Raw genomic sequence first — 16327 nt, 5'->3', positions numbered from 1 at the left:
AACCGCGATGTCCATGCGCCCCCTGCTGGTCCTGCCGTTCCTCGCCGCTGCCTGTTCCGCCGGTGGCTCCGCTGGTGGCTCCGCGAGTGGCTCCGCGGGAAGCCCCGCCACGTCGCTGGCGCCCGCCCATGCCAGCGCCATGCGCGACAGCGTCCAGCGCTTCCTCGACGCCTACGCCGCGGACGTCAGTGCGCCGCCGGTGGGGAAGAAGGCGCGCGACGCCATGGCCCCCTTCTTTGCCCCGGATATCGTGATGTCGGCGGACCTTGCGCCTGACGAGCCGGTGCTCGTGCAGACGATCGACTCGCTCATTCCCCCGGACGAGGTGGTCACGGTGCCGGGATGGATCAAGTCGACGCGGCTGTCGTGGGGGACGATGATCATCACCCCACTCGCGCCGGGCGTGGCGACCTACACCGCCAAGTACACGGAGTCGGTGACCGACACGAGCGGCACGGTCACGGTGCTGCCTGGGGTGCAGCACGGCGTGGTCCGCAACGGGGCCAGCGGCTGGCGCTTCGCGACGATCCAGTCGTCGCATCCGATGCTGATGCACCAGCGACAAGCGGAGCTGGTGGCGCGGGTGACGGGGGCCAAGTAGGGGCAGCGCGCGGGTGGGGCCACGACGCACCTAACGCATCGCCGCGCAGTCGATACGGGACAAGCGCACCGCCAGCAGTCGCGAGCGGAATGGCTCGCCGCCATGGACGTTCTGCAACCATCGCCCACTCCCCACCAGATCAGTACCAGCGAGTCGGAAAGTACCGGCGAACCCGTACTGTCCTTTGTGCGACCATAGCACGCGGAGGGAACGCGAATTGGCGCGCCACCACCCAGGCGTGCCCTCGGGCGAGGTGATCATCGCCTCGCCCCAATACGGCCCCCCCACGGGCGACCTCGTGTCGCGACGCGTCGGGAACTGCGGCTCCTCGGGCTCGACCCAGCGGGCCGTATCAAGGCGTGCGGCTGACGGAGGCCACGATTCGTTGGTCCAGTGCAGCAGGGCAGGGCCGCGGTGCACTCGATAGCACCCGGCCACCTGCGCGCGCCCTTCGGGGGTGTCGAGCACAGGAGCTGAGAAGACACGCCACGCCTGATAGGCGCCCCATCCGGTGACGCCGAGCACCGCCACCATGGCCAAACGTTGCCACCGCCGCGTCGCGAGCGCTCTACCGCTGGCCAAGAGGGCGACCGCGCCGAGCGCGACCAACGGCGGCAGCACGTGCGCCGTCACGTGCAACGTGTCGCCCCGCAGGCGAAGCGGGAGCGCCAGTGCGACCAACGGTATGGCTGGAAGGGCGCAGAGGGCGAGGTAGTACGGGTGGCCGCTGACGCGATACGATCGCCAGGCGAGCCACAACTCTACCATGAAGAGCACCACGACGTGATCGGCGGCCGCGGAGCCGAACACGACCATCAATCCCGACGACACCAGCGCCCACGCGCACCAGCCGACGGCCAGCCGCGCGCATCGCACCGACTCGAAGAGAGGGGCGTACGGCGGGGCGGAGGTAGGAGGAGGGGTTGAGGATTTGGCCACAATGGAAAGGGTCGTCCTCCATGGCGCGTGGGACAACCCCCCGCGCGCTGTTTCCCTAGCGGCCGACAGCCATATCACGCCGCAACCGTGACGTCGCGCCCACTTCGTGCCCTCGCGCCGCGCGCGGGCGCCCTCTCCCGGCCGTGGAGCGCGCACCGTAACTTCGTCCCTCCCCGCCACCCCCTCCTCCTCCTCGAGCGCACGTTGCTGACCGTTTCGCCTCGCCCCCGTGCGTTCGTGCGCGCCGCCCTCTGTGTGGCGGCGCTGATGGGGTGCGCGCCGCACGCGGAGCGTGCCGACACGCCGGGGGGAGGGACGCCCGATTTCGTGTCGCCGGTAGACGCCCCTCCAGGTGACGCCCCGCCGGGGATGGTCTGGATCGCGGGGGGCGACTTCCTCATGGGGAGCGAGGACCAGTTCTCCAAGGGCGACGAGCGCCCGGTGCACCGCGTGCGCGTCGACGGCTTCTTCATGGACGTGCACACCGTCACCAACGCGCGCTTTCAGGAGTTTGTCTCGGCCACCGGCTACGTCACCGTGGCCGAGCGCGCCCCCGATGTGGAGGCGCTCCTGGCGCAGCTCCCCGCGGGCGCCCCTCGCCCTGACTCCGCGCTCCTGGTTCCCGGCTCACTCCTCTTCACCCCGGTCGCCGCCCCCGTGGACCTGCGCGACTGGTCTCGCTGGTGGAAGTGGACTCCCGGAGCGGACTGGCGTCACCCCGAGGGGCCGGGGAGCGCGATCGATGACCGGCCCAATCATCCGGTGGTGCACGTGGCCTGGAACGATGCGGTCGCGTATGCCACGTGGGCGGGGCGTCGACTTCCCACCGAGGCCGAGTGGGAGCGCGCGGCACGCGGCGGCGTCGCGTCGCGCGCGCATGCCTGGGGTGATCACGCGTACGATCCCGAGCATCCGCAGGCGCACATCTATGACGGCGCCTTTCCCAGCCACGCCGCCGCCCCAGTCCCCGTGGGGACGTATCCGCCTAACGGCTACGGCCTGTACGACATGGCGGGGAACGTGTGGCAGTGGACGCAGGACTGGTATCGCCAGGACACGTATGCGCGCGATGCCACGCGTGGCGAGGTGGCCAACCCCACCGGTCCCCCGCGCAGCCTCGATCCGCGCACCGAGGGGGAGCCCGCCCGCGTGCTGCGCGGCGGGTCATACCTGTGCAACGACGACTATTGCCGAGGTTACCGCGTGAGTGCGCGCAGCCCCGGCGCCCCCGACACGGGGACCTCGCACGTCGGCTTTCGCACCGTGATGACCGTGGAGCAGTGGAAACAATGGAAGGCACACCAGGGAGCGTCGTCATGAGGGGAGTGCGTCGTCGTGTGTTCGTCACCGCGGTGCTCGCCTGCGCGGGGCTGACCGCCTGCGCGCGTGCGGGAGTGGGCGGGGGGGCGAGCGAAGGTGCACCGAGCGAGCGTGCGACGGGTGAGCGGCCGCCTAACGTGGTGGTGGTCCTCGTCGACGACCTCCGGTGGGACGACCTCGGGATCGAGGGCCACCCCTTTGCCGAGACCCCGGCGATCGACCAGCTCGCGCGCGAGGGAGCACGCTTTCGCAACGCCTTCGCCACCACCCCGCTCTGTTCACCGAGCCGCGCGGCAATCCTCACCGGGCAATACGTCCACACCAACGGCATCATCGACAACACGGCGCGCGATTCGGCGAGCCACCAGCTGCAAACGTTCGCGCGCCCGCTGGCCCGGGCCGGCTACCAGACCGGCTTCTTCGGCAAGTGGCACATGGGGAACGACGACTCGCCGCGCCAGGGATGGACGCGCTGGGTGGCGATGAAGGGGCAGGGGGAGGCCAACGATCCGAAGTTCAACGTCGACGGCACGCGCATCGAGGCGAAGGGCTACGTCACCGACCTCCTCACCGACCGCGCCGTGGGCTTCATGCAGGAGTCGCGAGGGAAGCCGTTCCTCGTCTTCCTGGCGCACAAGGCGTTGCACCCGAACATGACGCAGCGCGCCGACGGGAGCGTGGTCCCGGTGGCCGGGCAGGCGGCGGGGTTCGTCCCCGCCGAGCGGCATCGCGGACGCTATGCCAATGCGGTGGTGCCGCGCCGCGCCAATGCGAGCGCCCCGGTGGTGGGCAAACCGGCGCTGCAGCGCCCGCTGGCGGGGGTCTCCGCCATCAACGACGACCCGGGGACGCCGGACCAGGACGTGCGCGACCGCCTCGAGATGCTCCTGGCGGTGGACGAGAGCCTCGCGCGCATCGTGCAGGCGCTCAAGACGATGGGCGAGTACGAACGCACCGTCATCATCCTCACGAGCGATCACGGCTACTTCTACGGCGAGCACCACCTCAACGAGGAGCGGCGACTCGCCTACGAGGAGACGGTGCGCATCCCCCTCATCGTGCGCTACACGCCGGCGGTGAAGGCGGGTGCAGCGCCGGTGCAGATGGTGCAGACGATCGACCTCGCCCCGACGATCCTGGCGCTGGCGCGCGTGGCCGATACCGTGACGCGCCACGGCACGTCGCTCGTCCCCCTGCTCGCCGGCGCGAGCGTGCCGTGGCGCAACTCGGTGCTGATCGAGTACTACAGCGACAAGGTCTTCCCGCGCATGCAGAACATGGGCTACCAGGCCGTGCGCACGGACCGCTACAAGTACATCCACTATCTCGAACTGCCGGGGATGGACGAGCTGTACGACCTGCAGACGGATCCCTTCGAGCTGGACAACATCATCGCAGCGCCACGCGGGCGAGCACTACTCCCGACGCTGCAGGCCGAGTTGGCGCGGCTCCAGGCGGCCACCGGGTACCAGGCAGGGCGGAGCCCCTGAGGGTCAACGCCCCGCCCGGCAACCGCGGTCGCCCTACTCGATCACGAGGATCGTGAAGTACGCGTTGGTCGGCGCGAACGAGTAGCGATTGAAGCACTCCACGCGCACCAGGAGGTCGGCCCCCGCGGTCGCCGTCCCCGTCGTGGTCGGGACGCAGGTCACGACGCCACTGGAGTAGGGCGAGACCTGGATGTTGTGGGTGGCAGCCGCCAGGGCGCCGAGTCCCGGAAAGCGCACGTCGTAGACGCCCTGGGTCACGCCGTTGACCTGGACGCGCGTGACGAGTGGCATCTGGCCGTTCGAGCTCCCCGCCCAGCTGGGCGAGACGGCGATCTCGCTGCCAAGCGCGCCGTTGACGTTGTCGTTCCAGCCGTAGGCCCAGCGGCGTCCCGCCCGCCCCCCTTCGACGAGCTGCATCACGAATCGTGCGTCCGTGCGCGCGGCCCCGAAGGCGTAACACTCCACGGAGCTCGAGGTGCCGACGTTCCAGCCTGCCAGGTTGCAGCTCGCGGCGGCGGGGCCGACGGTGGTGACGAAGTAGTTCTCGGTCTTGCCGGCGGAGCGCGGATTGCCCACCGTCACCGAATACAAGCCCGCGGACTGGCGGGTGATCGTCATGGCGTTCCCCGCGCTGTTGAACGACTTGGCCGGGTCCGCGGCGTGGGTGGCAGCCGCGTCGGTGCTCTCCACGAAGCTGTGACGCCCCTCGAGCGCACCGTTCCCGAAGACGAGGATCGCGAAGGTCCCGGGGAGCCGCGATCGATCGGTCGCGTAACAGGCCACCGACACCTCGAGGTCACGGCGGTTGGCCGCGGTGGCCCAGCCATTGAGGTGGCACGTCGTGGCCAACGATCCGGTGCGGGTGATCATGACGGTCTCGCGCCACGTGGACTCGGCGCGGCCGAGGCGCTCGAGCGTGACGATGGCGTCGCCGGCCCCGTTCGTCGTCGCGCGCACGCTGCCGCCGGTGGCGTTGTAGCTGGCCGAGGCGGTCGCCGATGTCGCCGTCTGCGTGATCTGTGCGTAGGCGAACCGGTTGGCGGCGCGCGTGAGGATCCCGCGCCCGCTGGCGCTCCCACTCTTGCCTTCGCTCGTGGCCGTCACCGTGAAGGGCCCGTGCCCAACGATGGTGAGCGCCCCCGTGGCCGCGACGGTCGCGGCCAACGTGTCCGAGACCGTCCAGGTGACGGTTCGCCCCGTGAGCGCGTTGCCCGCCGCGTCTCGTGTGGCCGCCGAAAGCGCGATGACCTCGCCCGTGTTCGCGGAATCGGGGAGTCCCGTTATCGCCACGGTCGCAACCGGGGCCGGGGGCGGTGGTGCAGCGGCCTCGTCGCCGCCGCAGGCGGCGAGCAGGGCGAGGAGCATCACGGCTGAGCGTCGCGAGATCATGGCAGAGGTCGGGTGCGTGTGGGGGGCTCGTCGTTCCCTCCTTCGACGGCTCTCGCGAGGGATCGTCACGGGCGAACGGACGTCGTCCCCCGTCCCCCCGGTGGCCTCAACGGTTCTGGAATGGCAGCGCTCGCCTCGGCGCCGACAGTGTGTTTCGGCTCTGACCCCAGCTGACCCCAGCTCTGACCCCAGCTCTGACCCCAGCTCTGACCCCAGCTCTGACCCCAGGCTCCGCCCCCGTCCGATCAGCTCCCCAGCTGCACCTCGTAGCGCTCCCCGGCGCGCGCGTCGAACGCCACCACCCCCGGCGCCAGTCGCGTCACCCTGACACGCTGCCCCGCGTGCGCCACGCGCAGCGCCGTGGCGGCGCGCAGCACCACTCGCCCCGGCCGCGACGCCTGCACCACGCCGCGCGTTAGGCGTCCGTGCTCCCACGCCATGTCCACCGTCACCCCGCCGCGGGCGCGCAGCCCCTGCACCGAGCCACTCCGCCAATCCGCGGGCAACGCCGGAAGCAGGTGGATCGTCCCGTCATGCGACTGCAGCAGCAGCTCGGCGATCGCCGCCGTCGCCCCGAAGTTGCCGTCCACCTGGAAGGCGCGCCCGCATAACGACACCAGGTTGGGGAGCGACGACCGCCCGAGCAGGGCGCGGAGCTGCGCCCATGCGCTGTCCCCGTGAAACAGCCGCGCCCTGAGCCCCATCTTCCACGCGTACGACCAGCCGCACCCGCCGGTGCCGCGCCGGTCGAGCGTGACCTCGGCGGCCCTGGCGAAGACCGGCGACGCATCCGGGGTGATCTCGCGGCCGGGATACAGCCCCCACAGCGGCGACAGGTGCCGGTGCTGCGGCTCGATCTCGTCCCAGTCGTCGAGCCATTCTTGCAGCTGGCCGTGCTTTCCCACCTGGTTGGGGGCCAGGCGCGCCCGCGCGGCGCGCGCCTCCGCCGCCAAGGCGCTGTCGGCACCTAGTCTGATGGCTGCCTCATCGAAGGCCCGAAAGACCTCGCGGATGATCTGCATGTCCATCGTGGGGCCGGCGGCCATGGTCCGCGCCGTCAGCTCGATCCCGCTCACCTCGTCGAAGAAGGTCCCGTTCCCGGGCCACGCGGGGAAGTTCTCCGGCGAGTTGGAGGGGGCGGTGACCAGCCAGCGCTTCTTCGGATGCTCGACGAGGATGTCGAGCAGGAAGCGCGTCTGGTCGCGAAGCAGGGGATAGATGGCGCGCAGGTCGCGGTCGTCGCCCGAGTAGCGATAGCGCTCGAAGAGGTTGGTCATCAACCACGCCCCGCCCACGGGCCACGCCCCCCACGACGGACCGTCCATCGGTGCCGTGGCGCGCCAGAGGTCGGTGTTCTGGTGCACCACCCACCCGCGCGCCCCCCAATGCTCGCGTGCCGTCGCGGTTCCCACCTCCGCCACGTCGCGCACGAGCCGCTCCAGCGGCTCCACCAGCTCGGCCAGGTTCCCGCTCTCGGCCGGCCAGTAGTTCATCGGCAGGTTGATGTTGATGGTGTACTTCGAATCCCACCACGGGTTGGGGTTGTCGTTCCAGATCCCCTGCAGGTTGGCCGCCTGCGTGCCGGGACGCGAGCTGGCGATCAGCAGGTAGCGGCCAAACTGGTAGTACAGCGCGGCGAGCGCGGGGTCGGGGCGCGGATCCACGCGTTGGGCGGGGTCCCTGGGCGGGGCCAACCGCCGGATGCGTTCGTCGGTCGGGAGCGCCGCGACGTCGGCGGGGGACTCGCCTAACGACATGGCGACCCGGCGAAACCAGCCGCGATGCTCCGCCAGGTGGTCGCGTCGCACGGTCTCGAACGGGCGATCGCCGACGCGCGCCAGGGTAGCGCGCACGCGCTCCGCCGGATCGGCGCTCACGTCGCGGTAGTTCACGAAGTTGGTGGCAGCGGCAAGGAGCAGCACCACGGTATCGGCCCCGGTCACCCGCAACGTGCGGTCGTCGACGTGCATCGTCCCCCCCGACGGGCGTGCGACGAGCCGTGCGTCGTAGCGCAGGCGCCCGGCGATCCCCAGGTAGTCGGAGCTCTTCCCCGTCAGGCGCAAGCCATCGGGGGCGACCCCGTCCATCTGGAAGTAGTCGGTGCCGTAGTTGGAGTGCGCCGGATTGCGTGCCCCGCGCAGGACGGCAGAGACGGTGATGGCCCCCGGGCGGTCGGCGGTGAGGCGCACGACCAGCACCTGGTCGGGGGCGCTGGCGAATACCTCCCGCGTGTAGGTCACGCCGTCCGCGCGGTACGACACACGAGCTACCGCCTGGTCGAGATCGAGCTCGCGCCGGTAGTCGGTCACCGTCCCGGCCGCGGGGAAGTCGAGGAGCAGGTCGCCCAGCGGCTGGTACTTCATCTGCTCGTACGGCTTCCCCATCATGCGGCGCCCGAAGAGGTCGTGCGCCTTCGCAATGTCGCCCGCAAAGAGGAGGCGGCGGATCTCGGGGAGCGCCGCCGCGGCGCCGGTGACCACGGGATCGTACGGCCCGCCGCTCCAGAGCGTCTCTTCGTTCAACTGGAGATGTTCCTGCGCCACACCGCCAAAGACCATGGCGCCCAGTCGCCCGTTCCCGATGGGGAGTGCCTCGTTCCAGCTGGCGGCGGGGGTGCGGTACCAGAGCACCGCGGGGGAGGCGGTCGGCGGCGGCGCCTGCGCCTCGGCGCTCGATGCGAGGCCCGCGAAGAGGGTCGCCACAAGGGTCGCCGAGAGGGGCGAAGCGAAAATCGCCAGGACGCGCGACGGGAGCACGAGGTGCAACGCGGCCGTGCGGAGCCGGGGATGTGACATGCGCGTCTCCGAGCGTGTATCGGGAATGCGGTGGGGTCAGGCGAGACTGGTCGGGGGTGGCGGTGGTGTCAAGGCGACGCCCCCTCCAGACGGCTTCCAGACGGGTGCCACGTACGCTTGGCCGGCGCGCAACACCCGCACCGAGGGCGGTGTGTCCGCCGCGCGACCGCCCCTCGACACGGCACGAGCGGCGATAGACTGTTAGGGGCGCGAACCCACTCCTCCCGGATGTCATCGCCGTCGCCGTTTCGTCTTCGCGTGTTGGGGCCTGTCACCGTGAGTCTGCGCGGCGACGGGAAGTTGGAGTCGCTGGTCTCCCAGCCTCGCCCGCTCGCCCTCCTCACCTACCTTGCCCTCGCACGTCCCCGTGGGCTGCAATCGCGCGAGGCGGCGATGGCGCTGCTGTGGCCACAGCACGATGCCGAACGCGCACGGCGCGGACTGCGCAATGCCCTGCACGAACTCCGGCGCACCCTGGGGCGCGATGCGGTGATCTCCATCGGCGATGGGCTCGTGGGGATCGACCCGACCCATGTGGACTGCGACGCCTATGCGCTCGAGCGTGGCAGCTGGGCGCCGGATGCCGGCGACGACGCGCATTCCGTTGACCCGCTGCATGGGCTGCACGTGGACGACGCGGCGGAGTTCGACCGCTGGCTGTCGGCGGAACGCACGCGCCTGCGCGACCTGCTGCGCGAGGCGCAGTCCAAACGCGCGGCGGCTGATGGGGCAGCGCGTCAGGCGCGCACGCCGCCCTTGCCGGGCGCACCGCACGGCGGCGACGTGACGGCGATGTACATCCGCGGCCACTACTGCTTCCTGCGCGCCGCGCACGATGGCGAGGCGACGACGCTGCGCCACGCGCGCACGTACTACGAACGCGCCCTCGCACTCGACCCCGACTTCGCACCGGCGGTGGCGGGTTTGTCCAACTTCTACGCCGTGGCGGCACGCCGCGGGCTGCTCGTCCCCTTCGAGGCCACGTGGGACCAGTGCCTCGCCTACTCGCGGCGCACGCTGGAGCTCTCCGATGCCATCGGGATCCCGCACGTGCACTTCGGGACCGACGCGCTGTACCTGCGCGACGACTTCGACCGTGCCGGTGCGGAGTTCGCGCGCGCCGTGCGCAAGGACCCCGAGTACGCCGAGGGGCATCGATTCCTCGCCGTGTGGATGGGGATCGCCGGCCGCTCGCGCGAGGCGATCGAGGCCGCCGAGACCGCGGCGCGCCTGGAGCCCGACATCGTGACGATGGTCAATACGCTGGCGGCGGTGCGCATTGCGGCTGGCGACCTGGTGGGGGGCGAGGAGGCGTTGCGGGCGACGCTCGAGCTCGAGCCGCGGCACGCGCCGTCGCGCGAGCGGCTGCTGCGCCTGCTCGAGCGGCAGGAGCGCCTGGCCGAGGCGGTGGAGGAGCGCCGACGCGCCCCCGCCGCCTTCCGCGGCGAGCAGTTCGCGCGCGCCTGGGCCGAGCAAGGGGTGGACGGGTATCGCGCCGAACGGCGCGGCGAGCTGCGCGACGAAGTCGAACGCATCGAGGCACGGATGCACGAAGCGAAGCCCTCCTCGGTGAACGAGCGTTACGCCCCGCCGGTGCTGCGCCTGGTGGCGGCCTACGCCGAGCTGGGGGAACGGTCCAAAGTGCGCACCTGGCGCCTGCAGGCCACTGCGTCGCGCCCCGTGCTCGCGCACTGGTTCGCGAGCATGCCCGAGCTGCAACGGGCGCCCGCCCTCGCCCCGCCTCCGTCCAAGGGGGCATCGGGGCGTCCGCCGGGGCGCTGACGGGGCGCTGAACGGGCGTCGACGGGGGCGGTCGTACGACGGCGGTGACGTGTCGCGTGAGGCGGCATCGCGCCTAGCCGCGACAGGGGGGGCGCGTAGCTTTGGTGCGAGCCGTTTCATCGCCTCACCTCGCCCACATGCCCGCCCTCGTCCGCCCCGACCGCAATACCTACTTCATGGGGATCGCCCTCGCCGTCCGCGCCCGCGCCGACTGCACCGGGCTCAAGGTCGGCGCCATCATCGTGCGCGACCGCCGCATCGTCTCCTCCGGCTACAACGGCACCCCCGAAGGGATGACCAACTGCTCGGCCGGCGGCTGCCATCGCTGCGCCAACCGAGAGAAGTACCCGTCGGGGACGGCCTACGACCTCTGCATCTGCGTGCACGCGGAGCAGAATGCGCTACTGGCGGCGGCGCGCTTCGGGATCGCGGTGGAGGGGGCCACGCTCTACACCACCGTTAGGCCCTGTTTCGGCTGTACCAAGGAGATGCTGCAGGCAGGGATCCACAAGGTCTACTACCTGCACGACTGGCAGCATCCGGACGCCGACAAGCAGCAGCAGTACGAGGTGTTGCAGGCGCGCTTCGCCGGCGGCATCGACCGGTTGGACATGGAAGATCCCGACGCCAAGTGGGCGGGGGCGCGGCCGTCGATCGCCGCCGAGATCACCGACGAACACGGGCACCGCTGACACGTGACGATGCATACCCGACTCCTCATCACGCTCGCCCTCACGGCGGCCGCCCTCCCGCCCTCTGCGACGGCCCGCGCCCAATCGGGCCAGCCCGTCCCCGAACGCCCCTACATCACCGGGCGACTCGCGCAGCTGCAAAAGGTGCGGACCCCCGAAGGAATCGAGTCGCTGGAGCAGGTCGAGCTCGGGGGACTCAAGCAGTGGATCTCGATTCGCGGTCAGAACCGGCAGAACCCGGTGCTGCTCTTCATTCACGGCGGCCCTGGCTCGCCGGAGATGCCGCAGCGCTGGCTCTGGCAGCGCCCCATCGAGGACTACTTCACCGTCGTGCAGTGGGACCAGCGCGGGGTAGGGAAGAACGCACTCACGCACGACTCGGCGACCGTCTATCCCACCCTCTCCCTCGACCGCATCGTGCAGGACGCGGCCGAGCTGTCGGAGCTGCTGGCGCGTCGCTTCGGGCAGCGCAAGATCGTGGTGATGGGGCACTCCTGGGGGAGCATGGTCGGCCTCACGCTCGCCAGCCGTCGCCCGGAGCTGATGCACGCCTACGTCGGGATCGGGCAGGTGGTCGCCACCGCGGCCGAGCACGACATCTGGGTGGGGGCCCGTGAACGGGCACTAAAGGCAGGAAACATGGACGGGGTGCGCGAACTCGACAGCATCGCCCCCTATCCCGCTGCCGATGGGCGCTTCGACCTCGCCAAGGCGATGCTGGCGCGGAAGTGGGGGACGTTGTACAACGGGCTCTGGTACGGCGTCCCGACGAGCGACCTGATGTTCGAGATCGGCGACTGGGGGCCGGAGTACACGCCGGAGGACATCGCGGCCAACAGCCGCAACGGAAGCTGGGCTGGCGGCAAGCTGCTCGGCGAGCTGGCCGCCTTCGACTTTCGCACGACGGTCCGCTCGGTGAAGGTCCCGGTCGTGATCATCCAGGGGCGCTGGGACCTGCTCACCGCGTACGCACCGGCCGAAGCTTACTTTCGGCAGATCGAGGCGCCGCGCAAGACGCTGGTGACCTTCGAGCGCAGCGGGCACCTCCCGATGATCGAGGAGCCTGGGCACTTCCTGATGACGCTGGTGAACGAGGTATTGCCGCTGGCGGGGGGACGGGTGGTCTTTCCGCGGCCGTAGCCGGCGCGGGCGCGACGGCGCGGACCGGGCGCCAGTGGGGAGCCGCGACGTGTGTCCTGACCGGCACGATTACTAGGTTCAATCCATGACGACCTCCGTATCTCCGACCGCATTCGAGGGCGAAGGGCCCGGACGCGACCACGATTCGCTGCGCCGGTCGATCACCAACCGCCTCCTCTATTCGCTCGGCAAGGACCGCGTCACGGCGACGCCGCGCGACTGGTTCCACGCCACGGCGCTTGCGGTGCGCGATTGTCTGATCGAGCAGTGGATGAAGTCGATGCACGTGGCCAACGCGCGGCCCGGCAAGCGCGTCTACTATCTCTCGGCCGAATTCCTCACGGGGCGGCTGCTGTCCAACAGCCTCCTCAACATCGGACTCGACGCCGGCTTCCACGAGGCGCTGGCCGACCTCGACGTCGACCTCGACGATGTGCGGGCCATCGAGCAGGACGCGGCACTCGGCAACGGCGGGCTGGGGCGACTGGCGGCGTGCATCCTCGATTCCATGGCCACGTTGTCGCTGCCGGGGACGGGCTACGGCATTCGCTACGAGTACGGCCTGTTCTATCAGGCGATCGAAGGCGGGGCGCAGGTGGAGCATCCCGATACCTGGCTCCGCTACGGCATCCCGTGGGAGCTGCCGCGCCCGGAGGTGCTGTACCCGGTGAGATTTGGTGGACGCACGGTGCACATCCCCGACGAGCGTGGCCGCCAGCGGGCTCGGTGGGTGGACGCCGAGACGGTCTTCGCCATGGCCTACGACACGCCGGTGCCGGGCTATGACACCGCCACCGTCAACAACCTCCGACTCTGGTCGGCCAAGGCGACGCGCGACTTCAACCTGCAGCGGTTCAACGAAGGGAACTACTTCAAGGCCGTCGAGCAGAAGACCGAATCCGAGAACCTGTCCAAGGTCCTCTATCCGGATGACTCGACGCAGGTGGGGCGCGAGCTGCGGCTCAAGCAGCAGTACTTCTTCGTTTCGGCCTCGCTGCAGGACATCGTCCAGCGCTTCCTGGCCACGAAGGAGCCGTTCGACGCCTTTCCCGATCACGTCGCCATCCAGCTCAACGACACGCATCCGGCGATCGGCATTCCCGAGTTGATGCGCCTGCTGGTGGACGAGCACGATGTGGAGTGGGAGCGGGCCTGGGAGATCACGCGGCGCACCTTTGCCTACACCAACCACACGCTGATGCCCGAGGCGCTGGAGACGTGGCCGGCGTCGCTCTTCGAACGGGTGCTCCCGCGGCACCTGGAGATCATCTACGAGATCAACCAGCGCTTCCTCGACGAGGTGCGCCGGCTCCATCCGACCCATATCGAGCGCATCCGCCGCATGTCGATTGTCGACGAGGAAGGGGGGCGGCGTATTCGCATGGCCAACCTCGCGATCATCGGCAGCCACCGCATCAACGGCGTGTCGCAGTTGCACACTGACTTGATGCGCACCAGCGTCTTCGCCGACTTTCACGCGATACGCCCGGACGCGTTCGTGAACATCACCAACGGCATTACCCCGCGCCGTTGGCTGCATCACGCCAACCCGGAATTGTCGGCGCTCATCACGGAGCACATCGGCGATGGGTGGGTCACCGACCTGCGGCAGCTGGAGCGCCTGGAGCCGCTCGCGGAGGATGCGACGTTCCGCGGGCGCTTCCTGCTGGCCAAGGCGGCAAACAAACAACGACTGCAGGCGCTGATTCGCGACCGGGTCGGCCTGGCCGTGTCCGTCGAGTCGCTGTTCGACATCCAGGTCAAGCGGATGCACGAATACAAACGGCAGCTGCTCAACGTGCTGCACGTCATCACACGCTACAATCGCATTCGCTCGGGACGTGTGGAGGGACTCGTCCCGCGCACGGTGATCTTCAGCGGCAAGGCGGCCCCCGGTTACGCCTTCGCCAAGCTCGTGATTCGCCTCATCCACGGCGTGGCCGACGTGGTGAACCACGATCCGGCGATCGACGACCTGCTCAAGGTCGTCTTCATCCCCAACTACAACGTGTCGAACGCCGAGATCATCATTCCCGCGTGCGACCTCTCGGAGCAGATCTCGACGGCCGGGACCGAGGCGTCGGGGACGGGGAACATGAAGCTGGCGCTGAACGGCGCCCTCACCATCGGCACGCTGGACGGCGCCACGCTGGAGATGGCGCAGGACGTGGGCGACGAGAACATCTTCATCTTCGGCATGACGGCCGCGGAGGTCGCCGAACGGCGCGCGGCAGGATACAACCCGTGGAACGTGTATGACGCCAACAGCGAGGTACGACAGGCGCTGGACATGATCGCATCGGGGTACTTCTCGTCGTCGGAGCCGTCGCGCTTCCGCGAGGTGTTCGAGCGACTGACCGCGGGCGGAGACCAGTACCTGTTGTTAGGCGACTTCGCCTCCTACGTCGCGTGCCAGGAACGTGTCGATGCACTCTATGATCGGCCGGACGAATGGGCACGGCGTGCCGTGCTGAACGTCGCCCGCATGGGGCGATACTCGAGCGACCGCACGGTGAGCGACTATGCGCGCCTCATCTGGCAGGTGACGGCGACGGCGGGCGACGGTCGGGCGACGTAACCGATATATCGCAACACTCTCTCCTCAACCCATCCGCGCCAGGCACCACGCGCGGTCCTTTCCACGTGATTATGCGCGCCCTGCGTTTCGCGGCGGTCCTGCTCCTCTCCCTCCCGGCCACGGCATCGGCAGCGGCCTTCGCTGGTCCCGCCGTCGGCCCCATCCCGGTCGAGTTCATCATCTTCGCCCTGGTGCTGGCCGGCGTCGGCCTCTTTCACCACCACACGTTCAAGATCGGCGTGACCGGCGCGACCGTGCTCGCCATCTACAAGATCCTCTTCTCCCCCTTTGTGGCGGGTGCCGGAGTCGGCGGCTTCGTCCGTCACCTTGGGCACGAGTGGGTGATTCTCTCGAATCTCTTTCTCCTGCTCATGGGCTTCGCCCTCCTCGCCAGGCACTTCGAGGAGAGCGGGGTGCCGGGGATGCTGCCACGCTTCCTCCCCGATGACTGGAAGGGGGCCTTCGTCCTGCTCGTGGCGGTGGCCTTTCTCTCGAGCTTTCTCGACAACATCGCCGCAGCGCTGATTGGCGGGGCGGTGGCGCGCACAGTGTTCAAGGGGAAGGTGCACGTTGGCTACCTGGCGGGACTCGTCGCCGCCTCGAACGCGGGCGGCGCCTTCAGCGTGGTGGGCGATACGACGACGACGATGATGTGGATCGCCGGGATCAGCCCGCTGGAAGTCATCGAGGCCATCGTCGGCACCGTCGTCGCGGTCGTCATCTTCGGCATCCCACTCTCGATGACGCAGCAGAAGTACCAGCCCATCCAGGCCGACCCGAGCTCGGACGTCCGCATCGACTGGACGCGCGTGGGTGTCGTGTTGAGCATCCTGGCGCTGGCCATCGCTGTGAACGTCGTGATCAACACGCGGTTCCACGAGATCTCCGACCTGGCCCCGTTCCTTGGCGCCGCCGTCTGGGTGGCCATCCTGGCTACCGCCGGGCTGCGCAAGCCCGAGTGGAAGCTGCTGCCGGAGACGGTGCAGGGCTCCCTGTTCCTTCTCTCGCTGGTGCTCTGCGCCAGCATGATGCCGGTGGAGAAGCTCCCCACGGCCTCCTGGCAGACGGCCTTTGGACTCGGCTTCATCTCCGCCGTCTTCGACAACATTCCGCTCACCGCCCTCGCCCTCAAGCAGGGGGGATACGACTGGGGCTTCCTCGCCTACGCGGTCGGCTTCGGCGGCTCGATGGTCTGGTTCGGGTCGTCGTCCGGGGTGGCGCTGTCGAACAGCTATCCCGAGATGCGCGACACCAAGGACTACCTGCGCAAGGGGTACTGGGTGGCGATCGCCTACACGGTGGCCTTCCTCGTCATGTTGCAGCTGCTGGGTTTCCATCCCGGATCCCGGCCCAGGACGGTGCAGGACGCATCGGCGGTGGAAGCGGGGGCGGTGACGCACTGAGCGCGGCGCTGCGTGCGCTCGCGCGCCGGCGTGTGGGCGCTCGATGCGCGCGAGTTCGAGGCGCGCGCCTTCGATGCGCGCGCAGACGGCGTGCCTCTTGAACATTGCCGCGCCGCGCGCTCAAATGACGAAGCGGCCGGGATCGCTCCATTCCGGATCGCGTGGCGCTGTCTCCCTGGCCGCTTCGCTTCGGCACCG

Annotated in this window: 11 protein-coding genes; 8 read left to right on the top strand and 3 right to left on the bottom strand. The window is 69.6% G+C overall.

Annotated features, from left to right (window positions below; translation table 11 throughout):
• Positions 1-7: 7 nt before the first annotated feature.
• Positions 8-601 carry a hypothetical protein gene (locus tag IPN47_21455; protein ID MBK9410565.1) on the top strand — a complete coding sequence of 198 codons (594 nt, stop codon included), beginning with the start codon at positions 8-10 and terminating at the stop codon, positions 599-601.
• A 30-nt stretch (positions 602-631) separates the two neighbouring features.
• Here IPN47_21455 and IPN47_21450 read toward each other — a convergent pair whose 3' ends face one another.
• Positions 632-1477, bottom strand: a complete 846-nt coding sequence (locus tag IPN47_21450) for a hypothetical protein (GenBank protein ID MBK9410564.1) — start codon at positions 1475-1477, stop codon at positions 632-634.
• Between the two features lie 330 nt (positions 1478-1807).
• Here IPN47_21450 and IPN47_21445 point away from each other — a divergent pair, with 330 nt between their 5' ends.
• Entirely contained in the window at positions 1808-2860 is a 1053-nt protein-coding gene (locus tag IPN47_21445) for a formylglycine-generating enzyme family protein (GenBank protein ID MBK9410563.1), read from the top strand.
• 5 nt (positions 2861-2865) lie between these two features.
• The gene (locus IPN47_21440) at positions 2866-4350 is read left to right on the top strand and encodes a sulfatase-like hydrolase/transferase (protein ID MBK9410562.1); all 1485 of its coding nucleotides are present in this window, start codon (positions 2866-2868) and stop codon (positions 4348-4350) included.
• A gap of 33 nt (positions 4351-4383) precedes the next feature.
• Here the strand turns inward: IPN47_21440 and IPN47_21435 are convergent, their stop codons facing one another.
• Both IPN47_21435 and IPN47_21430 read right to left on the bottom strand, forming a co-directional pair.
• On the bottom strand, positions 4384-5739 hold the full coding sequence (locus tag IPN47_21435) for a hypothetical protein (GenBank protein MBK9410561.1): 1356 nt from the start codon (positions 5737-5739) through the stop codon (positions 4384-4386).
• A 245-nt stretch (positions 5740-5984) separates the two neighbouring features.
• A complete protein-coding gene (locus IPN47_21430; GenBank protein MBK9410560.1) occupies positions 5985-8534 on the bottom strand; it encodes a glycoside hydrolase family 95 protein in 2550 nt (849 codons plus the stop codon).
• Between the two features lie 258 nt (positions 8535-8792).
• Between IPN47_21430 and IPN47_21425 the strand changes: the two genes are divergently transcribed.
• The 5 genes from IPN47_21425 to IPN47_21405 all read left to right on the top strand — a co-directional run bounded on the left by IPN47_21425 (position 8793) and on the right by IPN47_21405 (position 16129).
• Complete coding sequence (locus IPN47_21425) at positions 8793-10316, top strand: hypothetical protein (protein MBK9410559.1); 1524 nt, start codon at positions 8793-8795, stop codon at positions 10314-10316.
• A gap of 176 nt (positions 10317-10492) precedes the next feature.
• Complete coding sequence (locus tag IPN47_21420) at positions 10493-11008, top strand: dCMP deaminase family protein (GenBank protein ID MBK9410558.1); 516 nt, start codon at positions 10493-10495, stop codon at positions 11006-11008.
• A 9-nt stretch (positions 11009-11017) separates the two neighbouring features.
• On the top strand, positions 11018-12148 hold the full coding sequence (locus tag IPN47_21415; protein MBK9410557.1) for an alpha/beta hydrolase: 1131 nt from the start codon (positions 11018-11020) through the stop codon (positions 12146-12148).
• Positions 12149-12233: 85 nt separating this feature from the next.
• Positions 12234-14726: a glycogen/starch/alpha-glucan phosphorylase gene (locus tag IPN47_21410; protein MBK9410556.1), complete on the top strand. Its 2493-nt coding sequence runs from the start codon at positions 12234-12236 to the stop codon at positions 14724-14726.
• 161 nt (positions 14727-14887) lie between these two features.
• Positions 14888-16129: a citrate transporter gene (locus IPN47_21405; GenBank protein MBK9410555.1), complete on the top strand. Its 1242-nt coding sequence runs from the start codon at positions 14888-14890 to the stop codon at positions 16127-16129.
• Positions 16130-16327: the final 198 nt, after the last annotated feature.

This window comes from Gemmatimonadota bacterium, from assembly GCA_016719105.1.
GTDB lineage: Bacteria > Gemmatimonadota > Gemmatimonadetes > Gemmatimonadales > Gemmatimonadaceae > SCN-70-22.
The sequence above is the reverse complement of the archived record's forward strand: the minus strand, read 5'-3'. Positions and strand labels throughout refer to the sequence as shown.